Source organism: Streptomyces asoensis (genome assembly GCF_016860545.1).
Lineage (GTDB): Bacteria > Actinomycetota > Actinomycetes > Streptomycetales > Streptomycetaceae > Streptomyces > Streptomyces asoensis.
Genome location: NZ_BNEB01000002.1, coordinates 484,910 through 507,994, shown reverse-complemented (window position 1 = coordinate 507,994; position 23,085 = coordinate 484,910). Strand labels below are relative to the sequence as shown.

Below are 23,085 nucleotides of genomic sequence, written 5' to 3'. Positions count from 1 at the left end.
GGGCAAGCTACATCCGTGGACGTGCTGCTCGCAGCGCCTCGCCCAGCACCTGCGGTGCCTCGGCCAGCGACGGGCCGTACCACGTCAGGTGCCGTCCGCTGACGAGCGCGCAGGGCAGACCGGGAAAGGCCTCGGGGCCGTCGTCGGCGGTGAAGAGGTAGGGCTCGTCGGGCAGGACAACGAGGTCGGGCCCGGCGGCGAGCAGATCGGCGACCGGGACGCGCGGATAGCGCTCGGGGTGCCCGGCGTAGAGCTGGTCCACGCCCAGGCGGGCCAGCACGTCCCCGGCGAAGGTGTCGCGGCCCAGCACCATCCAGGGCCGGCGCCAGATCGGCACCACGGCCGTGCGGCGGGCCGGCGGGGACGGCGGCGCGGTCCACGCCGCGCGGGCCCCGGTCAGCCAGGCGGGCGGTGCCGGCGCCCCGCAGGCCCGCAGGACCCGGGCCAGCTCCCGGAACGCCTGCGGCACGTCACGCACCTCGGTCACCAGGACGTCGAGTCCGGCCGCGCGCAGGGCGGCCAGGTCGGGCTCCCGGTTCTCCTCCTCGTTGGCGACGACCAGGTCGGGGGCGAGGCCGACGATCTCGTCGACCCGGGGGTTCTTGGTGCCGCCCACGCGGGTCACGTCGAGGCCTGCCGGGCGGGTGCACCAGTCGGTGGCGCCGACCAGGGCGCCGGGCACGGCCGACGCCACGGCCTCCGTGAGCGACGGCACCAGCGAGACGATCCGCATCAGCGCTTGCGGCCGCGGTCGCGGTCGCGTACCGCCTCGATGTGCTCCGCGACGGCGACGACGACCACCCGGGTGTCCGGCACGGTGGCCCGCCAGCGGTGGCGGACGCCGCCCGTGAGGTACAGGGTGTCGCCGCGGCCCAGACGGTAGGCGCGGCCCTCGGCCTCGATCTCCACCGCGCCGTCGGCCACGTACATCAGCTGGTCGTTGCGGTACTGGAACTCACGGCCGGCGTCGTGGTCGCCGGTGAACTCGGAGGCGTGCATCTGGTGGTGGCCGCGCACCAGGGAACGGGAGTGCGGCTCGGGACCCGGGACCGGCTCGGTCACCTCGGCGCGCACGACGTCCACGCTGCACGCGGGGTCGGCGGCCGCGAGCAGCTCGACAGCCGTGGTGCGCAGGGCGTCGGCGACCTTCTCCAGGGAGCCGGTGCTGGGCCGGGCACGGTCGTTCTCGATCTGGCTCAGGAACGGCACCGACAGGCCGCTGCGTTCGGCCACGACGGCGAGGGTGAGCTCCAGGGAACGGCGTCGGCGCCGCACGGCCGCGCCCACCCGCAGGGGCTGTTCTTTGTGGTCGCCCATCGCTCCGGCTCCCTCCTTCGCTCGTCGGTACCGCTCGTCCGCCGTTACCGCTCGTCCGCCGTTTCCCCGCCGTTTCCCTCGAGGAGTTGTCTGCACCCTACGCATGTTCGGCAAACCGTTTCACGTGCCCGTCGCATCGGGGGCACCTCCCGCAACACCGGACCTCACAGTTCGCGCCAGCGGATCGGGCCCGGCACACGCCCGGCGCGCGCTCTTCTCGCGGCTTTACCCTTCAATGCGCGAGCGGCCCCGCATGTTCCCGCTCGTCCCCGGCCGCGCCGCCCCGAGCCAGGGCATGGGCATCGCTCTGCGTACTTGGCCGGATCCATGCCGTACGGGGGCGGGTCCGGGCCACCGCGGGAGGGCGGTGCGGCCGGCGGGCGGCGGCGCGAGGGACCGGTGGGACGCACGAGGGGCGGGCCCCGTCGCAGGCCCCGGGGGCCGTACGTCGGTGCCCGCCCCCGTAGGACGGTTCCGGTGCTGTCAGGTCACCGGGCCGCCCGGCTCTTCTGCCCGTCCGCGGCGACCGGTACCCACTTCTCGACCAGTCCCGGGTTCTCCTTCAGCCAGGTCCGGACCGCGTCCTGCTCGCCGCCCTTGCCGGCCCGCTGGATACGCGCCTCCAGACCGGTGAGCTGGGCCTCGGTCATCCGGAAGTCCTTCAGCCACTCGCCGACCTCGGGGTGGTCGTCGGCGAAGCCCCGGCGGGCCACGGTGTGCACGCCGTCGCCCTTGCCCCAGGCGCCCTGCGGGTCCTTCAGCTTCTTCAGGTCGTAGTCGCTGTACGCCCAGTGCGGCGACCAGAGCGTCACGACGACCGGCTTCTTCGCCGCGTACGCGCGCTTGAGTTCGGCCAGCATGGCCGGGGTGGAGCCGTCGACGACGGTGTAGGAGCCGTCGAGGCCGTACCGCTCGAGGACCTTGTCCTTGAGCAGTCCCATCATCCCGGCGCTGGGCTCGATGCCGGTGATCCTGCCGCCGAACTCCGCGGCGTGGCCCCTCAGGTCCGCGAGGGAGTCCACGTCCTTCACGTACGAGGGGACGGCGAGTTCGAGGGAGGTGGGGCCGTACCAGCTGCCCAGGTCGTCGAGACGGTCGCCGTACTTCTTCCAGTACTCGCCGTGGGTGGTGGGCAGCCAGGCGTCGGTCTGGAAGTCGATCTGCCCGGTCGCGACGCCGGTGTAGAGGGGGCCGGCGGCGTACTGGGTGGTGGTGACGTCGAAGCCGCGCTCCTCGAGGAGCTCCTTCCAGAGGTAGGTGGAGGCGATGCCCTCGTCCCACGGGATGTAACCGATCGTGATCTTCTTGCCCCGGCCGACGTCCGAGGCGGAGGCCGCGGCGGTGCCGGAGGAGGGCCCGAAGACGTTCATGCCGCCGGCGACGAGGGCGAGCACGACCACGCCGACGACGGCCACGGCCGGACGCGGCCGGTACGTCCACACCGTGCCCCGGGCCCGGGCGGCGGCCCGGCGGCCGAGCGGCGAGATACGGGTGCCGAGGGCGCCGGTCATCCGGTCCAGGTAGACGGCGAGGACCACGATCCCGAGACCGGCCTCGAAGCCGAGGCCGATGTCGAGCCGGCCGATGGCCTCGTTGACGGCGCCGCCGAGTCCGCCGGTGCCGACCATGCCGGCGATGACGACCATCGACAGGCCCAGCATGATGACCTGGTTGACGCCCGCCATGATCGTCGGCAGGGCGAGCGGCAGCTGCACGCGCAGCAGGACGTCACGGGGCCTGGTGCCGAACGCCTCGGCGGCCTCGACGAGCTCGGCGTCGACCTGGCGGATGCCGAGCTCGGTCATCCGCACCCCCGGGGCGAGCGCGAAGATCAGGGTGGCGACGACGCCCGCGGGGACGCCCATGCCGAAGAAGAGGATGGCCGGGATCAGCAGGACCATCGACGGCATGGTCTGGAGCAGGTCGAGGACCGGGCGCAGGGCGGTGGCGACGGCCTTGGAGCGGGCGGCCCAGATGCCCAGCGGGAGGGAGATCACCAGGGCGATCACCGTGGCCACGAGCACCAGGGAGAGCGTCGACATGGCCTCGTCCCACAGGGCGAGGGAGTCGACGAGGGCGAACCCGGCGAAGGCCAGGATCCCCGCCGTGAGGCCGCGCAGCCACCAGGCGAGCACCGCGAGGATGCCCGCGAGCAGGAGCGGCTCGGGGAAGGTGAGGACGGCGTCCAGGCCGTCGTACATGCCTTCGACGACCGTCTTGACCGCGTCGAAGAGCCAGGACAGGTGGGCGACGAGCCAGGCGACACCGGAGTCGACCCGGTCGCCGAGGTGGAACCTAGGCACGGGCCGTCACCTTCTTCCCGCCGCCGCGCGGGCCTTCGCAGGCCGTCGTCGCACCCTCCTCGTCGCCGAGGAAGCGCACGAGGCGCTGTCCCGGCACGACGCCGACGAGTTCCCGTTTCCCGTCGAGGACGGCGACCGGGTGCGTCAGGCGGGCGCTGAGCGCGCACAGCGCGGTGAACGGGGTGTCGGGGGTGGCGGTCTCGCAGCCGCAGTCGGCCTCGTCGCCGCGCACGGCGGTCTCCATGACGGCGGAGGCGGTCAGCACGCGCGAGCGGTCGACGTCGCGGACGAAGGAGGCGACGTAGTCGTTCGCGGGGCGCATCAGGATGTCCTGCGCGGTGCCGGTCTGCACGATGCGGCCGTCGCGCATGACGGCGATCCGGTCGCCCAGGCGCATGGCCTCGTTGAGGTCGTGGGTGATGAAGACGATGGTCTTCTTCAGCGTCTGCTGGAGCGTCAGGAGCTGGTCCTGCATGTCGCGGCGGATCAGCGGGTCCAGCGCGCTGAAGGACTCGTCCATCAGCAGCAGGTCGGCGTCGGTGGCGAGGGCGCGGGCCAGGCCGACGCGCTGCTGCATGCCGCCGGACAGCTCGTCCGGCCAGGACGTCTCCCAGCCGGCCAGTCCGCACAGCCGCAGCGCCTCGGCGGCGCGCTCCTCGCGTTCGCGGCGGGGGACGCCCTGGACGGCCAGCCCGTAGGCGGCGTTGTCCAGGACGCTGCGGTGCGGGAAGAGCGCGAAGTGCTGGAAGACCATGCTGATCTTCCTAGAACGGACCTCGCGCAGGTCACGCCCGTCGAGGGCGGTCAGGTCCCGGCCGTCGAACAGGACCCGGCCGGAGGTCGGCTCCAGCAGCCCGTTGAGCGTGCGCAGCAGGGTGGACTTCCCCGAGCCCGACAGGCCCATGACGACGAAGATCTCGCCCGGTTCCACGGTGAAGGAGGCGTCGATGACGGCGGCGGTGGCGCCGTCGGCCCGGAGTTCCTCCCGGTCGGCTCCCTCCCGGAGCCGCTCGACTGCCTGCCGCGGTCTTCTGCCGAACACCTTGTACAGGTGCTCGGCCTCAAGCCTGGAGGACACACGTACCTCTCGTAGGGGACGGGATCGGAGCGGCACGGCTGCGGCACGAGGCGACAGCAAACGGTTGAAAGTGCAACCGGAGCCGCTCCGAGGCGGCCCCTGCCCTGTTCCGACCGGGGCAAACGGACGAGTGGCCCGGTTCACAGGAGCATTCACCGGACGTTCACGCGTGCCACGGCAGTGAACACACGCCCGTCACCGGCGGCCGTGTGCGGCATGATGCGAGGCGTGACCGGACGACTGATGCTCCTCGACACCGCCTCGCTCTACTTCCGCGCCTACTTCGGCGTCCCGGACTCCGTGAGGGCGCCGGACGGCACCCCGGTGAACGCCGTGCGCGGACTGCTGGAATTCATCGACCGGCTGGTGAAGGACCACCAGCCGGACGAGCTGGTGGCCTGCATGGACGCCGACTGGCGGCCGCAGTGGCGGGTCGACCTCATCCCCTCCTACAAGGCGCACCGGGTCGCGCAGGTGCGGGAGGGCGGACCGGACGAGGAGGAGGTGCCGGACACGCTCTCGCCGCAGGTGCCGGTCATCGAGGCGGTCCTGGACGCGCTCGGCATCGCACGGGTGGGCGTCGACGGTTACGAGGCGGACGACGTGATCGGCACGTTCACGGCGCGGGCGAAGGGCCCGGTCGACATCGTCACCGGCGACCGCGACCTGTACCAGCTGGTGGACGACGCGCGCGGGGTGCGGGTGCTGTACCCCCTGAAGGGCGTGGGCACCCTCCAGCTGACGGACGAGGCGTGGCTGCGCGAGAAGTACGGCGTCGACGGGCGGGGGTACGCCGATCTGGCCACGCTGCGCGGCGACCCGAGCGACGGCCTGCCGGGCGTGCCGGGCATCGGGGAGAAGACCGCGGCCAAACTGCTGGCGGCCTTCGGCGACCTGGCCGGAATCGTGGCGGCGGCCGGCGACCCGAAGGCGAAGCTGACGCCCTCGCAGCGACTGCGGCTGGACGAGGCCCGGCCCTACCTCGCCGTGGCGCCGACGGTGGTCCGGGTCGCCGAGGACGTGCCGCTGCCGGACGTGGACACGGCACTGCCCCGCGCGCCGCGGGACGGAGAGACACTGGAGGCACTGGGGCACCGCTGGGGTCTCGGCGGCTCGCTCCAGCGGCTGCTGACGACGCTCGGCGCGCCGCCCGCGTGATCATCGCTCCCGCGTGGAGGAACGACACCGCCGGAGGCCGGAAATCGTCCTCGACCGGGAGCCGCGCGCGGCAGGCCGTACGCCGGGCGCCGCATGGGATCCCGGCAGATGGGCACCACGTGAGACCGGGGCCGCGGACAAGCCGATCTCACCGAGGGGGAGGGCACCTCCGGGGGAAGATGCTAACTTAGGTAACCCTAACCAAATGTAAACGGGAGGCCGTCATGGCAGAACGTCCGGCACGGAAGCCGCGGAAGCCCCACTCCGCGCAGGTCGTCCGCACCGAACGGCTCACCCCCCATATGCAGCGTGTCGTGCTCGGCGGGGAGGGGCTGGCCGAGTTCACGGCGGGCACCTGCACCGACCACTACGTCAAGCTGCTCTTCGGCCCCGAGGGCGTGACCTACCCGGACCCCTTCGACCTGGAGCGCATCCGCGCCGAGTTCCCGCGCGAGCAGTGGCCGGTGACCCGGACCTACACCGTGCGCCACTGGGACGCCGAGCTGCGCGAGCTGACCCTCGACTTCGTGGTGCACGGCGACGAGGGGCTCGCCGGGCCGTGGGCGGCGCGCGTCCGGCCGGGCGAGACCGTCCGTTTCATGGGCCCCGGCGGCGCCTACGCGCCCGACACGGCGGCGGACTGGCATCTGCTGGCGGGCGACGAGAGCGCCCTGCCCGCCATCGCGGCCGCCCTGGAGTCGCTGCCCGCCGACAGCGTCGCCCACGCCTTCATCGAGGTGGCGGGCCCCGAGGAGGAGCAGAAGATCGACTCCCAGGTGCCGGTCGTCTGGCTGCACCGCGGAGACCGGCCGGTCGGCGAGAAGCTCGTGGAGGCCGTCCGGGCGCTGGAGTTCCCCGAGGGCCGGGTGCACGCGTTCGTGCACGGCGAGGCCGCCTGCGTGAAGGAGCTGCGCAAGCTCCTGCGCGTCGAGCTGGAGATCCCGCGCGAGGACCTGTCGGTCTCCGGCTACTGGCGGCTCGGCCACAACGAGGACGGCTGGCAGGCCTCGAAGCGGGACTGGAACGCGCGCGTGGAGGCCGAGCAGGAGGGCGCCGCCCCGGCCGCGTGACCTGACACCGACACCCCGCGCCCGGCACCCGACCCGGCGCCCGGTGTCCGCCCGCCCGACCCGACCGAGGCGGCCCGTGCCGATGGCGCGGGCCGCCTCGGCGCGTTCCCGCGGACCACCGGCGCCACTCCACCCCCGCCCGCACCCCCACACCCCCGCGCCAGGACGCCGCACGACGCGACCGGGCGCGTTCCCGTCCGGCGTGAGGAGTTGGGCCCGCCCCGGACACGGCGGCGTGACGCGTACGAAACAGCCCGTCCCTAATTTCTGTCGCCCGACAGGAATTACGTTCCCCTGGGACCAAGGCAGGTTTCGCCGTGACGACAACGACCCCCTCCGACGTACGCCCCGACCCGCCGCACTCCCCCGACGCGGGCGACGGCTCCCTCGCCGAGTTCGGTTACCCCCAGGAGCTGCACCGCAGCCTGGGCCGGTACGCCTCCTTCGCCGCCGGGTTCTCCTTCATCTCCGTCCTGACCACCGTCTTCCAGTTCTTCGCCTTCGGGTACGCCTTCGGCGGCCCGGTCTTCTTCTGGGCCTGGCCGGCCGTGCTGACCGGCCAGCTGCTGGTCGCCGCGTGCTTCGCGGAACTGGCGGCGCGCTACCCGATCTCGGGGGCGATCTACCAGTGGTCGACACGGCTGTCGACGCCCTCGTTCGGGTGGTTCGCCGGCTGGATCATGGTGATCGGGCAGATCGTCGTGGTCGCCGCGGCCGCGCTGGCGCTCCAGACGGTACTGCCCGCGATCTGGCCGGGCTTCCAGCTGATCGGCACCGACCCCGCACCCACCTCACCGGACGGCGCGGCCAACGCGGCCCTGCTCGGGGTGGTCCTGCTGGCCCTGACGACGCTCGTGAACCTCCTGGACAACCGGGTGATGTCCGTGGTCAACCGGATCGGCGTCACGGCCGAGATCATCGGCGCCGTCCTCATCGTCGTCCTGCTGCTCACCCACTCCGAGCGCACGCCGGGCATCACCTTCCACACGACGGGGGCCGCGCAGAGCGGTCTGTTCGGGGCGCTCCTCGTCGGCTCCTTCACCGCCGCGTACGTGATGATCGGCTTCGACAGCGCCGGTGAGATGAGCGAGGAGACGCACCGTCCGAGGCGCACCGCTCCGCGCACCATCCTGACGGCGCTCGGCGCGGCCGGACTGCTCGGCGGGCTGATCGTGCTGGGCGGCCTGCTGGCCGCGCCGAGCCTGACCGACGGACGGCTCGGCGTCGACGGACTCAGCTACGTCCTGACCAGCAGCCTCGGCGACGGGGTGGGCAAGGTGCTGCTCGCGGACGTGGTGGTCGCGATCGCGGTGGCCACGCTCGCCATCCAGACGGCGGCCTGCCGGATGCTGTTCTCCATGGCCCGCGACGGTGAACTCCCGTTCTCCGCCCGCCTCGCGCGCGTGAACCCGCGCACCGGGATGCCGGGCGCGCCCGCGCTGGTCGTCGGCGTCCTCGCCGCCGCCCTGCTGCTGCTGAACTTCGCCTCGCCCGACGCCTTCCTCGCGATCGGCACCACCTGCATCGTGCTGCTGTACCTGGCGTACGCGATGGTCACCGGCCCGCTGCTGGTGCGCCGGCTGCGCGGCGGCTTCTCCTCGGCGGGTACCGACGAGACCGGCGCCCGCCTGTTCTCCCTCGGCCGCTGGGGCGTCCCCGTGAACGCCCTCGCCCTCCTCTACGGCCTGGCCATGACGGTCAACCTCGCCTGGCCGCGCGCGGCGGTCTACGACCCGGCGGGCGGCCACTGGTACTTCCGGTGGTTCACCGTCCTGTTCCTCGCCGTGACCCTCGCGGCCGGCGTGGCCTTCCGCGCCGCCCGCAGGCGGACCCCGGCCACGGCCGCCCCCGTACCGGGGACGGCGGCCGCCTAGCCCCCGGCCCGGGCACGCGTCGGCGCACGGGTCAGGGCCGGTCGCCCCGGACACGCGCGTGCAGGTGCATGTCGTGCCAGCCGTCCGGGTGGAGCGTGGCGCTGCGCCTGGTGCCCTCCAGGGCGAATCCGGCCTTGGCGGCGACGCGGCAGGAGGCCTCGTTGGCGGTGGCGTGCATCAGTTCCAGCCGGTGGAAGCCCGTCTCGTCGAGGGCCCAGCGGGCCAGGGCGGTCGTGGCCCGGGGCGCGACCGACCGGCCGCGGGCCGCCCCGGTCCAGTAGGCGACCTCGGCCACGCCCTCGGCGAGCAGGATGCAGCGCAGTGCCACCCTGCCGAGCACCTCGCCGCCGTCCGCGTCGACGACGGCCCACTGGGCGGCGGTCTCCCGCGCCCAGCAGGAGCGCCACTCCTCGATCCACCCGGCGACCTCCTCCTCGGAGTCCGCGGCCCTGATGTGCCACTGGTGCATGGCGGGGTCCTGGAATGCGGCGTACACGGCGGGCGCGTCCTCGGCCCGCCAGGGGCGCAGCAGCAGCCCGTCCCCGGTGGGCAGTTCGGGCTGCGGGACCCCCGCGAGGGTTCCGGCGGGCAGTACGGGATCCACGGTGCAGGGCATGGTCCGCATCCTGCCGACGCACGGCGCCCTGGCCAACGGGTTTTCCGGGCCGCCGTAGGCTTGCTCACGATGAGACGCCGTACCCCTCCCCCGCCCTCCCCGCTGCCGCAGCGCGACGGGATCGATCCGGTGCGGGTGCGGCTGCCCGGCGACGGCGCCTGGGCGACGGTGCGCGAGCACCTCGTGGAGCGGCTGGGCGCGGCGCGGACCGGCGTCGTGGACGGCATGCTCGCGGCCGGGCAGGTCGTCGGCGCCGACGGACGGGCGGTGACGCCAGACACGGCCTATGTGCCGGGGATGTTCGTCTGGTACCACCGTGAGCTGCCGCCCGAGGTCCCCGTGCCGTTCCCGCTGGAGATCGTCCACCGGGACGATCACGTCGTCGTGGTGGACAAACCGCACTTCATGGCCACCACCCCGCGCGGCAGTCATGTCACGGAGAGCGCGCTGGCCCGGCTGCGGCGGGAGCTGGACCTGCCCGCACTCGGCGCCGCGCACCGGCTGGACCGGCTCACCGCCGGCCTCGTGCTGTTCACCGTGCGGCCCGAGGAGCGCGGGGCGTACCAGGCGCTGTTCCGCGACCGGCGGGTGCGCAAGGTGTACGAGGCCGTCGCGCCGTACGACCCGGAACTGGCGCTGCCCCGGACCGTACGGAGCCGGATCGTGAAGGAACGCGGGGTGCTGGCCGCCTACGAGGTGGCGGGCGAGCCGAACGCCGTGAGCCGCGTCGAACTCGTCGGGCACCGGCCGTCGGGGCTGGGCCGTTACCGGCTGCTGCCCGCCACCGGCCAGACCCATCAGCTGCGCGTCCACATGAACACGCTCGGCGTGCCCATCCTCGGCGATCCGCTCTACCCGGAGGTGACCGCCCCCGTGCCGGCCGGCGACTTCCGGCGTCCGCTGCAACTGCTGGCGCGGGAGCTGGAGTTCACCGATCCGGTCACCGGGACGGAGCACCGGCTGCGCAGTGGCCGGGTGCTCGGGGCCTGGGCGTCGTACGACGACTGGGCGGCCTCCCGCGCGGGGGACGTCCCTCAGTAGCCGCGCCACCAGGCCAGGAAGCGCCGCCAGGCGCTCGGCCCGCGGACCGGTCGCACCGGCTGCGCGGTCGCCGGCGGCGCGGGTGCGGCCTCCGGTGCGGCCACCGGCCCGGCCGCGGCCGGCGGTTCGGGAGCGGGTACCGGCTCGGGCACGGCCGGCGGGGCGGCCGGTGCCGTGGCGGGCCGCGGGTGGACGCCTCCCGGGCGCGCCGGGTACTGGGCGGGGATCGGGGCGTGGCTCGGCTTGTGCCTGACGTCCTGCTGTTCCTTGGGCTCGAACCGGACCGGCAGTTCCACCAGGTGGCGCGAGGCGATCGACATCGTCCACCTCAACTCATCCTCATCGCAGTCGAGTTGCACGTCCGGCAGCCGCATGAGCAGCGCGTCCACGCCGACGTCGGCGATGGCGCGGCCGATGTCCTGACCGGGGCACTCGTGCGGGCCGCTGCCGAAGGCGAGGTGGGAGCGGTTGCCCTGCATGTGGGCCGACAGGTCGGGGCGCACCCGGGGATCCACGTTGCCGGGCGCGGGTGCGAAGAAGAGGCCGTCGCCCCGGCGCACGCGCTGCCCTCCCAGCTCCGTGTCCTGCTTGGCGAAGTAGGCGAAGATGGTGCTGAAGGGGGGCTCGTCCCACAGGGACTGCTCGACCGCCTCCGCGACCGTCATCTGACCGCCGTTGAGCTGGGCGAGGAAGCGCGGGTCGGTGAGGACCATGCGCAGGGCGTTGGAGAGCAGGTTGACGGTGGCCTCGTAGGCGGCGAAGAGTACCAGGCGCAGGTGCTCACGGACCTCGTCGTCGGTGAGACCCGCCGGGTGGGTGACGAGGTGGCTGGTGAAGTCCTCCTCGGGCTCGGCGCGGCGGCGGGCGGTGAGCCGGGCGAGCGCCCCGACGACGTACTCGTGGCTGGCGACCGCGGTCTCGCTGCCCTTGAGCGCGTCGCGGGCGCAGTGCACCATCTTGTCGTTGTACTCGTCGGGCATGCCGAGGACGTGGCACATCACGGCCATCGGGAGGTGTTCGGCGAAGTCGCCGACGAGGTCGGCCCGGCCCTGCTCGCAGAAGCGGTTGACCAGGCGCTGGCTGGAGCGGTTGATGTAGCGGCGGACACTGCGGTCGTCGATGGTGGCCATGGCCGAGGTGACCGCGCCCCGCAGCCGCTTGTGCTCGTCGCCCTCGGCGTGGGCGCAGATGGGCTGCCAGGCGATGTGCGGCATGAGCGGGTGGTCGGGCCGCACCTTGCCGTCCAGCAGCTGCGACCAGATGCGGCTGTCCTTGGTGAACTGCGAGGGCGTGCGCACCATGCGCAGGTTCTCGGCGTGCCCGAGGACCATCCACATCGGCAGGTCGTCGTGGATCAGGACGGGCGCCACGGTGCCGTGTTCCTCGCGCAACCGCTCGTACAGCTCGCTGAGGTCCTCGGCGCCCGGGCCGTAGAGGCGGGCCAGGCCGCCGGGGCCGCGGACGTGCGCGGGGCAGCCGGGGGGCGCGTCCAGGGCGAGGTCGTGCGGTCCGGTCGGGGTGGGGTGTTCGGGAGTCACAGGGGGTCGCTCCGAAACTGTGCTGGATCCGGTGGGGGTGGTCGTGTGCCGTGCGGGGGCGGGTGGGACCGCGGGTCCGGGTGGGCCGCGGGTCAGGTGAGGCTGCGGGTGAGGGCCAGGGAGTGCAGGAAGCGCATGAGCGTCATCAGGACGTCGCGGCTGGAGGCGCGGCGCCGGACGTCGCACTCCACGATCGGGATCTCGGGCGGCAGGTCCAGGGCGCCCCGCAGGTCGTCGAGGGGGTAACGGGGCCCGTCGGGGAAGGTGTTGACGGCGACGACGAAGGGCACGCCGCCCTCCTCGAGCCGGCCCATGACCTCGAAGCTGACCTCGAGGCGGCGGGTGTCGACCAGGACGACCGCGCCGAGCGCGCCCTCGAACAGACCGTTCCACAGGAACCAGAAGCGCTCCTGCCCGGGCGTGCCGAACAGGTAGAGCACCACCTGCTCGGTGATGCGGATCCGGCCGAAGTCCATGGCCACGGTGGTCGCGGTCTTGGTGTCGGAGCCGTAGTTGTCGTCCACCCCGATGCCCGCCTGGGTCATGGTCTCCTCGGTCGTCAGCGGCCTGATCTCGCTGACGGAACCGACCATGGTGGTCTTGCCGACGCCGAAACCGCCCACGATGACGATCTTCGCCGCGGCCGTGGTGGTGTGCGGCAGACGGTCCTCGGTCCGCGGGCCGGGGATCGTGTCAGAGCCGTTGAAGTCCATGCATCACCGCTTCGAGAAGGGAACGGTCGGGGAGCTGCTGCCGGACGATGGGGGCGCGCGCCTGGACGAGTTCGGCCGCCAGCATCTCGGTGAGCAGCACCGTCACCACGCTGAACGGCAGCCGCAGGTAGGCCGAGATCTCGGCCACGGACAGCGGGGCGGCGCACATCCGCAGCACCGCCGTCTGTTCGGGGGTGGCCGACGAGGGCGGTTCCGCACGCGCCACGACCAGCGTGACGAGGTCGACGGGCGCGCGTTCGCCGTCCGCGCCCGTGATGATGTACAGCCGTTCGGGGTTCTTGCCCTCGCCCTCGTTCCCCTCCGGGTCCTCCTTGGGGGGCGGTGGCGGCGGAGGCGGGGGCGGGGGCGGCTGGGGTTGTCGCCTACGGCGTTGCGGAGGCGTCATACGCTCTGCCCGTTGCGCCGGGGCGGACTGGTCAGATGGGCGCCGATGCGGACCACGAGGTCGCGCATCATGCCGCTCATCCGGCTCGCCTCGCAGCGCACGTCGGCGAGGACGGCGAGGTAGGCGTTGGCCCCGGCCGACATCATGTAGAAGTAGCCGCCGCTCAGGTCGATGACGACCATGTCCATCTCGCCGGTGCTGGAGTGGATCTCCTGGCCGACCGCGGCGGCCAGGCTCTGGAGGCCCGCGCAGGCGGCGGCGACCCGGTCGGCGGCGTCGGGGTCACCGGCGTAGCGGGCGATGCGCAGGCCGTCGGCCGACAGGACGACGATCATCTCGATGCCCGGAACCCCGTCGTAGAGCTCCTTGAGCAGCCAGTCGAAGTTTTGGCGCTGCTGGATCACGTGAGGTCCCCTTCGTCGTCGGCCGCGGGCTCGGCCTTGTCTTCGAGCAGATGCACGTACGCGGTGGGATTGCGGGTGAAGTCGGTGGGGTGCACACCGGGCGGGGCCACCTTGACCAGGCCCTCCCAGAAGGCCTCGAAGGCCAGGCCGGGCTCCCGCTTCTCGCGGGGCTCCGGCTCGGGTTCGGGCCGGCGCCGTGCGAACGGGTCGGGCTTGCCCAGCCGCTCGGCCTCCTGGGCGGCGTACGCCTCGGCATAGCGCTGGGTGATCGGGATGGTGGCCTTGCTGCGGCGCTGGGGCAGTCCCTGGTCGGTCCACTCGGTGACCACGGGCACCTCGTCGTCGGTCAGGGAGACCCCGGCCGGGATGCGCGCGTTGGTGGGGCGGCGCTTCTTGGGCGGACGCTTGGGTCCCTCGCCGACCTGGCTCAGGTCGATCTGCGGCACGGCGGTGGCGCCGATGCCGTGCGCGAACCCGGGGGCGGGGTCGCAGGTCTGCATCTCGCTCGGCACGATGAGGACGGCCCGGACGCCGCCGTAGGCCGAGGTGCGCAGGGACACCTGGAGGTTGAACGACGTGCACAGCCGGCCGACGACCGCGAGACCGAGGCGGGGGGTGCCGCCGACGTCCTGGATGTCGACGCCCCGCATGGCCTGCTCCAGCATGCGCTCGGCCTTGGCGCGGGCCTCCTCGCTGAGGCTGACGCCGGCGTCCTCGATCTCGACGGCGATGCCGGTCTGCACCTCGACGGCGTTGACGTGCACCTTGCTGTTCGGCGGCGAGTAGCGGGTGGCGTTGTCGAGGAGTTCGGCGAGCGCGTGGATGAGCGGTTCGACGGAGAGGCCGCCGATGTTCACCTTGGCGATGGAGTCCAGCTGGATCCGGCGGTAGTCCAGGATCCGGGACATCGCGCCGCGCAGCACGCTGTAGAGCGGGACCGGCTGGGGCCAGTTGCGGCTGGGGCGGCCACCGCCGAGCACGCCGATGGAGTCGGCGAGGCGGCCGATCAGCGCGGTGCCGTGGTCGATGCGCAGCAGGTCGTCGAAGACCTCGGGGTTGCGCCCGTGGTCCTCCTCCATCTCCCGCAGTTCCGCGGCCTGCTGGTGGACGATGGCCTGCATCCGGCGGGCGATGCTGACGAAGGAGCGCTGCGCGGAGTCGCGCAGGGACTCCTCGTGGTCGACGATGTCGAGGATCTTGCGGACCACGGCACGCTGTGCGTCGTCGAGTCCGCGGAAGCCGGGATCACTCGCACTGAAGTCGCGCATCACCTCCCTGGGGGAATTCCCGGCGCGCAGCCACTCCACCGCCTCGGGCACGAACTGGCGGGCGAGGCGCCGGTTCTCCTCCGTGTGAGCGGCCACCCGCCGTTCCAGGTGGCCGACGCGCTCGTCCCGCTCCGTGCGCAGCTCCCGCAGGCACCGGCCACGGCGGACGGCTTCGGCTCCCACCGCGGTCACCAGGACGGTGGCGACGGCTCCGCAGACGCCGACGGCGAGCCGCGCCTGCGTCGCCACCAGGGCGACGGCGGCCCCGGTCGCCGCGGCCATCAGTATCGCCGGCAGCAACAGCACGCGCGCGTAGGGAAGTTCTCGGCGACCGGGTGGGGACTGAACACTCACCATGTGGGCACCCTCTGTAAGGACCTGTCGGCATCTTCGGGAAGTTTGGGAACAAGCGCACGAATACGCCTCATCTCGGTGCGCCGCGGGCGAGCTTAGTCCGACCGGATCACCGCCGTGTCATATTCGGCAACCGCCTGAAACCACTTCCGTACGTGGAGTAACCTCAGCCCATTTGCACACAGGGCTCCCGTTCGAACACCGAGAGTTACGGTGGACGGGTGTGCGAAACACTTCACCGGGACGAATGAGGGGACCACCCGTCCACGGCCGCCCGCACCCCCAAGTGGCGCCGGACGGGGTTCAGTTGCCCGCGATACGCAATGCCGCGTCGGCGGTGGCGCGGGCGAACTCCGAGACGGAGCGCTCCGGATCGGAACGGTGGACGAGGATCACGCCTTCGATGAGGCCGAAGACCAGGTCGGTGCGCAGATCGAGAGCACTGCCCGCGAGGCGCCCGCCCGCCGCCGTGGCGGCGATCAACCGGCGGTAGGCGTCCTTGAGTTCGGCGCGCACGGCGTGGAACCCGGCGAACCGCTCGGCGCGCACCTCGGGCAGCAGGTAGAGGCCGCCGAGATTGTGCGGACCCCCGCACAGCAGCTCCACGTCGGTGCGGCACAGCTCCCACAGCCGGTCCTCGGCCGAGCGCGCCTCGTCCGCGAGAAGCTCACGGGCGCAGGTCAGGGACGGTGTCACCGTCGACTCCAGCAGCGCCGCGAGCAGCTCCTCCTTGCCGGACACGTAGTGGTACATCGACGCCTGACGCATCCCGGCGCGTTCGGCGACCGCCCGGGTCGTGGTGGCCGCGTATCCCCGGGTGGTGAACAACTCCGCCGCGGCCGCGAGCAGTTCGGCACGCGGGGTGAGACCGCTGTCCGGGCGCTGCGCGGCCCGCGGGCGGCCCACTCGACGTCCGCTGCTCGTCCCCATGCCCGCGATCCTCGCACACGGACCCCGCGGACGATCTTCCGGCGAGCCGGTGAGGAGTCGGTAACCGGTCCGCAACCCCGGAGCAACGGCGCCGACCCGGCCCGGACCTAATTTCTGTCGGGCGACAGAAATACCGCGACAGCGACGGAACCGAGCTGCGGAGGTCCGCAATGGCGGCGACAGCGACCACGTACGGAGCGCGCGCCCACGCCCGGGCGCAGGAGGGCGCCCGGGCCGAGGCGATGCCGGTGGTCCCGGCCCGCGACTGGCCGGACCCGCCCTGCGAGGCCGGCCACCTGGTGTGGGCCGAGACCGTCGCGGGCGGCAACTACACCCACCGCGTCCTCGCGCGCGGCACCGAGCTCCGCCTCACCGACCCGCACGGGGACGCCTGCGCCCATCTGCTCCTGTACGCCGACGGCCGGCCCTGGGAGCGGCTGAACGTCGCCGACACGGTCAAGGTCCAGTGGAACGCCTACCTCGGCGAGGGCGTGCTCCTGCTGTCCGACCAGGGCCGGGTGCTGGCCTCCGTGGTCGCCGACACCTCGGGTCGCCACGACGCCCTGTGCGGCACCTCCACCCTCGTGCGCAACACCGAGCGCTACGGGGACGGCAGCCCGCAGTCCCCGTCCCCGGCCGGCCGGGAGCTGTTCAAGCTGGCCGCCGCCAAGAACGGCCTGGAGCCCCGCGACCTGCCGCCGTCGCTCTCCTTCTTCCAGGGGGTGCGGGTACGCGAGGACGGCACCCTCGACTTCACCGGTTCGGCGGGCCCGGGCGGCAGCGTCACCCTGCGCGCCGAGCAGGACGTGACGGTCCTGATCGCCAACGTGCCGCACCCGGCCGACGACCGGCCGCACTACGTCAGCAGCCCGCTGGAGGTCCTCGCCTGGCGGGCCGCGCCCACCGGGCCGGACGACCCGCTGTGGGACGCCACCCCCGAGGGCCGCCGCGCCTTCCTCAACACCGCCGAGTTCCTCGCCGCCAGGGGGCTCGCATGAGCACACGATCCGTGGTCGCGGCCCGCGCCGCCTGGTCCGCCGTCGTCCGTGAGGGCGAGACGCTGACCATCACCGACCTGCACGGCAACCAGGCCGTCGACTTCCTCGTCTACGACGCCCACGACACGTCCGTGCGCTACAGCGCGCCCGACACCGTCCAGGCCCGGGGCGGCATCTTCCTCACCACGGGCAGCGTGCTGATGTCCAGCGAGCACACCCCGCTGATGACCGTGGTCCGTGACGACGTGGGCCGCCACGACACCGTAGGCGGCGCCTGCTCCAAGGAGTCCAACACCCTGCGCTACGGCCACCACACGTTCGCGCAGCACGCGTGCGTGGACAACTTCCTCGCCGAGGGCGCCCGGTACGGCCTCGGCAAGCGGGACCTGGTCTCCAACATCAACTGGTACATGAACGTGCCGGTCGAGAAGGACGGCACCCTCGGCATCGTCGACGGGCTCTCCGCTCCGGGCCTCTCCCTCACCCTGCGCGCCCGGCGGGACGTCCTGGTCCTGGTCTCCAACTGCCCCCAGATCAACAACCCCTGCAACGGCTTCGAACCGACGGCGGTGGAGATGACGATCACCGGGCCCGACCGGGACGCGGAACACGACACGGACGGCACGCACGACAGCGGCAGCGGCAGCGGCAGCGGCAGTGGCAGCGGCAGCGCACGGGACGGGGACGCGGGATGACCTTCGACAAGCTGCTGGTCGCCAACCGGGGCGAGATAGCCGTCCGGATCATCCGCTCGGCCCGCGCGCTGGGCCTGCGCACGGTCGCGGTGTACTCCGACCCCGACCGCTCGGCGCCCCATGTCCGGCTCGCCGACGAAGCCGTACGCCTCGGCCCCGCACCGGCGAAGGAGTCCTACCTCGACGCCGGCCTGGTCCTGCGAGCGGCCGCGGACACCGGCGCGGGAGCGATCCACCCCGGCTACGGATTCCTCTCCGAGGACGCCGCCTTCGCGCGCCGCTGCGCCGACGCGGGGATCGTCTTCGTCGGCCCGACCCCGGAGCAGCTGGACCTGTTCGGCGCCAAGCACACGGCGCGGGCGGCGGCCGAGGCCGCGGGGGTGCCCCTGGCGCCCGGCACCGGACTCCTGGCGGACCTGCCCGAGGCGCTGGAGCAGGCCCGTCGCATCGGCTACCCGGTCATGCTGAAGGCCACCGGCGGGGGCGGCGGCATCGGGATGTCGGCCTGCCGCTCGGCCGGCGAGCTGACCGACGCCTGGGAACGCGTCCAGCGTGTCGCCGCAGCCTCCTTCTCCTCGGCCGGCGTCTTCCTGGAACGGCTCGTCGAGCACGCCCGCCATGTCGAGGTGCAGGTCTTCGGTGACGGCGCGGGCCGGGTCGTCACCCTCGGCGACCGCGACTGCTCGCTGCAACGACGCAACCAGAAGGTCGTGGAGGAGGCCCCCGCCCCCGGTCTGCCCCCGCACATCCGCAAGCAACTGGCGGCCGGGGCGCACGACCTGTGCGCCTCCGTCGGCTACCGCTCCGCCGGGACCGTCGAGTTCGTCTACGACGCCGCCCGCGAGGAGGCCTGGTTCCTGGAGGTCAACACCCGCCTCCAGGTGGAACACCCGGTCACCGAGGAGATCTACGGCGTCGACCTCGTCGACTGGATGCTGCGCCTGGCGCGCGGCGAGCGGGACGTCGTACGCGACCCCGGCGCCCCGCGCGGCCACGCCGTCGAGGCACGGCTCTACGCGGAGGACCCGAGCCGCGGGCACCGGCCCGGCGCGGGCCTGCTGACGCGGGTCGAGTTCCCGGCCGGGGTCCGTGTCGACGGCTGGGTGGAGACCGGCACCGAGGTCACGACGTCGTACGACCCGATGCTCGCCAAGGTGATCGCGTACGGCCCGGACCGCGAGCACGCGCTGCGCCGCCTCGACGAGGCTCTGGCCCGCACCCGTGTCGACGGCATCGAGACGAACCTCGGGCTGGTGCGGGCGGCGCTGGCGGACCCCCGGTTCACGGCGGCGGCGCACTCCACGGCGACCCTCGCCACCGTCACCGATCCGACCCCCCGGGTCGACGTCGTCTCCGGCGGCACGCTGACCACCGTGCAGGACTGGCCGGGCCGCGTCGGGCACTGGCAGGTCGGCGTCCCGCCGTCCGGCCCCATGGACGACCGCTCGTTCCGCCTCGGCAACCTGGCGCTCGGCAACCCCGAGGGCGCCCCGGGCCTGGAGTGCACCCTCCAGGGCCCCGCCCTGCGCTTCTCGCGTGCCACGACCGTGTGTGTGACGGGGGCGCCCGCGCCGGTCACCGTGGACGGCGCACCGACGCAGCAGTGGGAGCCGGTGACCGTCCCGGCCGGGAGCCTGCTGGAGATCGGCGCGCCCGACGTCCACGGTCTGCGCACCTACGTCCTGTTCGCGGGCGGCCTGGACGTCCCCGCGTTCCTGGGCAGCGCCGCCACCTTCACGCTGGGCGGCTTCGGCGGTCACGGCGGGCGCGCGCTGCGCACCGGCGACGTCCTGCACGGCGGGACGCCCGCCGAGGACACCACCGTCGCCCCGGACCGCCCGCGGCCCGCCCGCCCGGAGTTCGCCGCGGTCTGGCACATCGGGGCGGTCGAAGGCCCGCACGCGGCACCGGAGTTCTTCACCGAGGACGACATCCACGACTTCTACGCCGCCGACTGGAAGGTCCACTTCAACTCGGCCCGCACCGGCGTCCGCCTGGTCGGCCCCAAGCCGCGCTGGGCCCGCACCGACGGCGGCGAGGCGGGACTGCACCCGTCCAACATCCACGACACCCCCTACTCCGTCGGCGCCGTCGACTACACGGGGGACATGCCCGTGCTGCTCGGCCCGGACGGCCCCTCCCTCGGCGGCTTCGTGTGCCCGGCGACCGTGCACAGCTCCGAGCGCTGGAAGCTGGGCCAGCTGCGGCCGGGCGACACGGTGCGCTTCGCGCCGGTGGACGTGGACGGCGCGCCGCGTCCCGGGATCGTCGACGGGGGTGTGCTGGCCCGCGACGGCGACGTGACCTACCGACGCAGCGGCGACGACAACCTGCTGGTCGAGTTCGGGCCGCTCCAGCTGGACCTGGCACTGCGCATGCGGGTCCACGCGCTGATGGAGGCGGTGGCCGCGGCCGACCTCACCGGTGTCACCGACCTCACCCCCGGCATCCGCTCGCTCCAGATCCGCGCCGACCCGGGCCTCCTCCCGCAGGCCGAACTCCTCGCCACCGTGCGGGACATGACGGCGGCCCTGCCGCCCACCGACCAGCTGGTCGTGCCGTCCCGGACCGTGCACCTCCCGCTGTCCTGGGACGACCCGGCGACCCGCGAGGCCATCGCCCGCTACATGGCGGGCGTCCGCGACGACGCGCCCTGGTGCCCCTGGAACATCGAGTTCATCCGCCGGGTCAACGGCCTGGCCACGGTGGCCGACGTCTACGACACGGTGTTCGCGGCCGAGTACCTGGTCCTGGGCCTGGGCGACGTCTACCTCGGCGCCCCGGTGGCCACCCCCCTGGACCCGCGCCACCGCCTGGTGACCACGAAGTACAACCCGGCGCGCACCTGGACGGCCGAGAACTCGGTGGGCATCGGCGGGGCCTACCTGTGCGTCTACGGCATGGAGGGACCGGGCGGCTACCAGTTCGTGGGCCGCACGACCCAGGTGTGGTCGCCCTGGCAGCAGCGCGGAGCGTTCGCCCCCGGCTCGCCCTGGCTGCTGCGCTTCTTCGACCGGATCCGCTGGTATCCGGTCGACGCGGACGAACTCCTCGAACTGCGGGCGGACATCACCTCGGGCCGTTTCGTGCCGCGCGTCGAGGAGGGCACCTTCTCGCTCGCCGCGTACCAGGCCTTCCTCGACGACAACGCGGCGCCGATAGCCGAGTTCCGGTCCCGCCAGCAGACGGCGTTCGCGAGGGAGCGGGACGCCTGGGAGGCGGCGGGCGAGTTCACCCGGGCGGCGGCCGCCGCCGCGCCGCCCTCTCCCCCGGCCGAGGTGGCCGTGCCGCCGGGCGGCCGTCTGGTCGAGGCCGAGTTCGCGGCCTCCGTGTGGCAGGTGAACGTCTCGGCCGGGGACGAGGTGACGGCGGGGCAGCCGCTGCTCGCCCTGGAGGCGATGAAGATGGAGTCCAGGGTCCACGCGCCGGCCGACGGCGTGGTGGCACAGCTCCTGGCCCGGCCCGGCGACCAGGTCGAGGCGGGCACGGCACTGCTCGTCCTGGCCCCGGCCGCGGGCTGACCGCGCCGCACCCCCGACAGAGCCGACCTCGAGGACCGGGCCGATGCCGCGGAACGGGCCGACACCACGCAAGGAGCCCCCATGTCCACGACCGTGTCCCGCGTCCGCGCCGCCTACGCCCGCATCGAGGCCGTGGACCGGCCGGAGATCTGGATCGACCTGCGGCCGCTCGCGGACGTCGAGGCGGAGGCCCGCGGGCTCGACGAACGGCTGGCGCGGGGCGAACGCCTCCCGCTCGCCGGCCGGCTGCTCGCCGTGAAGGGGAACATCGACGTGGCCGGGCTGCCCACCACCGCGGGCTGCCCTGCCTACGCCTACGAGCCGGCCGCCGACGCCCCGGCCGTCGCCCGTCTGCGGGCGGCCGGCGCGCTGGTGCTCGGCACCACGAACCTCGACCAGTTCGCCACCGGCCTGGTGGGCACCCGCTCCCCGCACGGCGCGGTCCGCGGCGCCGTCGACCCCGCGCGCGTGAGCGGCGGTTCCAGCTCCGGTTCGGCCGTCGCCGTGGCCCTCGGCATCGCCGACCTGGCCCTCGGCACCGACACGGCCGGCTCGGGACGCGTCCCGGCCGCCTTCAACGGCATCGTCGGCCTGAAGCCCACCCGGGGGCTGGTCCCCACCGCAGGCGTCGTCCCGGCCTGCGCCTCGCTGGACTGCGTGACGGTGTTCGCCCGCACCCTCCCCGAGGCCGAACAGGCCCTGGCCCACATGGCCTCCCCGGCCGGCCGCGCCCTTCCCGCGCTCCCGGCCCGCCCGCCGGGCCCCTGGCGCGTCGCCGTCCCGCCCCGCGAACAGCTCGGCGAACTGGACGAGGGCTGGGCGCAGGCCTACGAGGAGGCCGTACGGCGTCTGGAGGCGGCCGGGGCCGAGATCCACGGGATCGACCTCACCCCTTTCACCGAGGCCGCGGCGATGCTCTACGAGGGCGCGTTCGTCGCCGAGCGCTACACCGCCGTGGGCGCCTTTGTCGACAAGTTGACCGACCAGGGCGGCGAAGGGCTGGACCCGACGGTCGCCGGCATCATCACCCGGGCCAGGGACGTCCCCGCCCACCGGCTCCACGCGGACACCGCCCGGCTGGCCGCCCTGCGCACCCGCGCCGTGGCCGGCCTCGCCGACTGCGACGCCCTGCTGCTGCCCACCGCCCCCGGGCACCCCACCCTCGCCGAGGTGGCCGCCGACCCGCTGGGCGCCAACGCCCGTCTGGGCCGTTTCACCAACTCCACGAACCTCTTCGACCTGGCGGCGGCCGCCGTCCCGGCCGGTGAGGTGGACGGCCTCCCCTTCGGCGTGATGCTGATCGGCCCGGCCTTCACGGACGAACGCCTCACGCGCGTCGCGGCCCTGCTGCGACCGCCGGTCCGCCTCGCCGTGGCGGGCGCCCATCTGACCGGGCAGCCCCTGAACCCACAACTGCTCTCCCTGGGCGCGGTACTGGACCGCACCACCACGACCGCCCCGGTGTACCGCCTGCACGCCCTGCGCACGGCCCCGCCCAAGCCGGGGCTCGTGCACACCGGCGACGGCGGCGCCGCGATCGAGGTGGAGATCTGGCGCCTCCCGGCGGAGGGACTGGGCCGGCTGCTCGCCGCGCTCCCCCGCCCGATGGCCCTGGGCCGCGTCGAACTCGCGGACGGCGACCAGGTCCCCGGCTTCCTCTGCGAGCCGTCCGCCCTCACCGGCGCGCAGGACGTCACCGCGTACGGGAGCTGGCGCGCGTATCTCGACGCGCGCCCGGACCAGAAATGATCAGGGGCTGGGGGGCCGTACCGAAGTACGGCCCCCCAGCCCCTGATGAGGC

The 23,085-nt window shown here is 73.5% G+C and carries 19 protein-coding genes; 8 read left to right on the top strand and 11 right to left on the bottom strand.

Features of this window, described 5'->3' with window-relative positions; all coding sequences use genetic code 11:
• Window positions 1-7: 7 nt before the first annotated feature.
• From Saso_RS05390 to Saso_RS05375, 4 genes are all read right to left on the bottom strand, one after another.
• Complete coding sequence (locus tag Saso_RS05390; RefSeq protein WP_189926365.1) at window positions 8-733, bottom strand: helical backbone metal receptor; 726 nt, start codon at window positions 731-733, stop codon at window positions 8-10.
• Entirely contained in the window at window positions 733-1,317 is a 585-nt protein-coding gene (locus Saso_RS05385) for a helix-turn-helix domain-containing protein (protein WP_189926367.1), read from the bottom strand. The genes Saso_RS05390 and Saso_RS05385 overlap by 1 nt, the downstream gene beginning before the upstream one ends.
• A gap of 488 nt (window positions 1,318-1,805) precedes the next feature.
• Entirely contained in the window at window positions 1,806-3,620 is a 1,815-nt protein-coding gene (locus Saso_RS05380; RefSeq protein ID WP_189926369.1) for an ABC transporter permease/substrate binding protein, read from the bottom strand.
• The gene (locus Saso_RS05375) at window positions 3,613-4,698 is read right to left on the bottom strand and encodes a quaternary amine ABC transporter ATP-binding protein (protein ID WP_189926370.1); all 1,086 of its coding nucleotides are present in this window, start codon (window positions 4,696-4,698) and stop codon (window positions 3,613-3,615) included. The genes Saso_RS05380 and Saso_RS05375 overlap by 8 nt, the downstream gene beginning before the upstream one ends.
• Before the next feature lie 219 nt (window positions 4,699-4,917).
• Here Saso_RS05375 and Saso_RS05370 point away from each other — a divergent pair, with 219 nt between their 5' ends.
• The 3 genes from Saso_RS05370 to Saso_RS05360 all read left to right on the top strand — a co-directional run bounded on the left by Saso_RS05370 (window position 4,918) and on the right by Saso_RS05360 (window position 8,800).
• Window positions 4,918-5,856 (top strand): 5'-3' exonuclease, encoded by a 939-nt coding sequence (locus tag Saso_RS05370; protein WP_229901472.1) that lies wholly within the window; start codon window positions 4,918-4,920, stop codon window positions 5,854-5,856.
• A 224-nt stretch (window positions 5,857-6,080) separates the two neighbouring features.
• A complete protein-coding gene (locus Saso_RS05365) occupies window positions 6,081-6,926 on the top strand; it encodes a siderophore-interacting protein (protein ID WP_189926374.1) in 846 nt (281 codons plus the stop codon).
• Between the two features lie 317 nt (window positions 6,927-7,243).
• Window positions 7,244-8,800, top strand: coding sequence for an amino acid permease (locus Saso_RS05360; RefSeq protein ID WP_189926376.1), 1,557 nt, complete (start codon window positions 7,244-7,246; stop codon window positions 8,798-8,800).
• Between the two features lie 31 nt (window positions 8,801-8,831).
• On the opposite strand, the gene Saso_RS05355 is transcribed toward Saso_RS05360, so the two are convergent.
• Window positions 8,832-9,416 carry a GNAT family N-acetyltransferase gene (locus Saso_RS05355; protein WP_372442404.1) on the bottom strand — a complete coding sequence of 195 codons (585 nt, stop codon included), beginning with the start codon at window positions 9,414-9,416 and terminating at the stop codon, window positions 8,832-8,834.
• A 69-nt stretch (window positions 9,417-9,485) separates the two neighbouring features.
• Between Saso_RS05355 and Saso_RS05350 the strand changes: the two genes are divergently transcribed.
• Window positions 9,486-10,457: a pseudouridine synthase gene (locus Saso_RS05350; RefSeq protein WP_189926380.1), complete on the top strand. Its 972-nt coding sequence runs from the start codon at window positions 9,486-9,488 to the stop codon at window positions 10,455-10,457.
• On the opposite strand, the gene Saso_RS05345 is transcribed toward Saso_RS05350, so the two are convergent.
• From Saso_RS05345 to Saso_RS05320, 6 genes are all read right to left on the bottom strand, one after another.
• Complete coding sequence (locus Saso_RS05345; RefSeq protein WP_189926382.1) at window positions 10,451-11,995, bottom strand: cytochrome P450; 1,545 nt, start codon at window positions 11,993-11,995, stop codon at window positions 10,451-10,453. The genes Saso_RS05350 and Saso_RS05345 overlap by 7 nt on opposite strands.
• A 92-nt stretch (window positions 11,996-12,087) precedes the next feature.
• On the bottom strand, window positions 12,088-12,708 hold the full coding sequence (locus Saso_RS05340; RefSeq protein ID WP_189926384.1) for a GTP-binding protein: 621 nt from the start codon (window positions 12,706-12,708) through the stop codon (window positions 12,088-12,090).
• A complete protein-coding gene (locus Saso_RS05335) occupies window positions 12,689-13,114 on the bottom strand; it encodes a DUF742 domain-containing protein (RefSeq protein WP_189926386.1) in 426 nt (141 codons plus the stop codon). The genes Saso_RS05340 and Saso_RS05335 overlap by 20 nt, the downstream gene beginning before the upstream one ends.
• Window positions 13,111-13,518: a roadblock/LC7 domain-containing protein gene (locus Saso_RS05330; RefSeq protein ID WP_062646899.1), complete on the bottom strand. Its 408-nt coding sequence runs from the start codon at window positions 13,516-13,518 to the stop codon at window positions 13,111-13,113. The genes Saso_RS05335 and Saso_RS05330 overlap by 4 nt, the downstream gene beginning before the upstream one ends.
• Entirely contained in the window at window positions 13,515-15,143 is a 1,629-nt protein-coding gene (locus Saso_RS05325) for a sensor histidine kinase (RefSeq protein WP_229901466.1), read from the bottom strand. The genes Saso_RS05330 and Saso_RS05325 overlap by 4 nt, the downstream gene beginning before the upstream one ends.
• A 300-nt stretch (window positions 15,144-15,443) precedes the next feature.
• Window positions 15,444-16,070 (bottom strand): TetR/AcrR family transcriptional regulator, encoded by a 627-nt coding sequence (locus Saso_RS05320; RefSeq protein WP_189926390.1) that lies wholly within the window; start codon window positions 16,068-16,070, stop codon window positions 15,444-15,446.
• A gap of 170 nt (window positions 16,071-16,240) precedes the next feature.
• On the opposite strand from Saso_RS05320, the gene Saso_RS05315 reads away from it, so the two are divergent.
• From Saso_RS05315 to atzF, 4 genes are all read left to right on the top strand, one after another.
• Entirely contained in the window at window positions 16,241-17,068 is an 828-nt protein-coding gene (locus Saso_RS05315; RefSeq protein WP_189926392.1) for an urea amidolyase associated protein UAAP1, read from the top strand.
• Window positions 17,065-17,763 carry an urea amidolyase associated protein UAAP2 gene (locus Saso_RS05310; protein ID WP_229901467.1) on the top strand — a complete coding sequence of 233 codons (699 nt, stop codon included), beginning with the start codon at window positions 17,065-17,067 and terminating at the stop codon, window positions 17,761-17,763. Before Saso_RS05315 ends, Saso_RS05310 begins: the two co-directional genes overlap by 4 nt.
• Complete coding sequence (locus Saso_RS05305) at window positions 17,760-21,284, top strand: 5-oxoprolinase/urea amidolyase family protein (RefSeq protein ID WP_189926394.1); 3,525 nt, start codon at window positions 17,760-17,762, stop codon at window positions 21,282-21,284. Before Saso_RS05310 ends, Saso_RS05305 begins: the two co-directional genes overlap by 4 nt.
• Before the next feature lie 81 nt (window positions 21,285-21,365).
• Window positions 21,366-23,033 (top strand): allophanate hydrolase, encoded by a 1,668-nt coding sequence (atzF, locus tag Saso_RS05300; protein WP_189926396.1) that lies wholly within the window; start codon window positions 21,366-21,368, stop codon window positions 23,031-23,033.
• Window positions 23,034-23,085 lie beyond the last annotated feature (52 nt).

Bases quoted from the DNA above. Each gene is read 5' to 3' on its own strand.
- Saso_RS05390 (WP_189926365.1), bottom strand. From the start codon at position 733: ATGCGGATCGTCTCGCTGGTGCCGTCGCTCACGGAGGCCGTGGCGTCG.
- Saso_RS05385 (WP_189926367.1), bottom strand. From the start codon at position 1,317: ATGGGCGACCACAAAGAACAGCCCCTGCGGGTGGGCGCGGCCGTGCGG.
- Saso_RS05370 (WP_229901472.1), top strand. From the start codon at position 4,918: ATGCGAGGCGTGACCGGACGACTGATGCTCCTCGACACCGCCTCGCTC.
- Saso_RS05365 (WP_189926374.1), top strand. From the start codon at position 6,081: ATGGCAGAACGTCCGGCACGGAAGCCGCGGAAGCCCCACTCCGCGCAG.
- Saso_RS05355 (WP_372442404.1), bottom strand. From the start codon at position 9,416: ATGCCCTGCACCGTGGATCCCGTACTGCCCGCCGGAACCCTCGCGGGG.
- Saso_RS05350 (WP_189926380.1), top strand. From the start codon at position 9,486: ATGAGACGCCGTACCCCTCCCCCGCCCTCCCCGCTGCCGCAGCGCGAC.
- Saso_RS05340 (WP_189926384.1), bottom strand. From the start codon at position 12,708: ATGGACTTCAACGGCTCTGACACGATCCCCGGCCCGCGGACCGAGGAC.
- Saso_RS05335 (WP_189926386.1), bottom strand. From the start codon at position 13,114: ATGACGCCTCCGCAACGCCGTAGGCGACAACCCCAGCCGCCCCCGCCC.
- Saso_RS05325 (WP_229901466.1), bottom strand. From the start codon at position 15,143: ATGGTGAGTGTTCAGTCCCCACCCGGTCGCCGAGAACTTCCCTACGCG.
- Saso_RS05320 (WP_189926390.1), bottom strand. From the start codon at position 16,070: ATGGGGACGAGCAGCGGACGTCGAGTGGGCCGCCCGCGGGCCGCGCAG.
- Saso_RS05315 (WP_189926392.1), top strand. From the start codon at position 16,241: ATGGCGGCGACAGCGACCACGTACGGAGCGCGCGCCCACGCCCGGGCG.
- Saso_RS05310 (WP_229901467.1), top strand. From the start codon at position 17,065: ATGAGCACACGATCCGTGGTCGCGGCCCGCGCCGCCTGGTCCGCCGTC.
- Saso_RS05305 (WP_189926394.1), top strand. From the start codon at position 17,760: ATGACCTTCGACAAGCTGCTGGTCGCCAACCGGGGCGAGATAGCCGTC.
- atzF (WP_189926396.1), top strand. From the start codon at position 21,366: ATGTCCACGACCGTGTCCCGCGTCCGCGCCGCCTACGCCCGCATCGAG.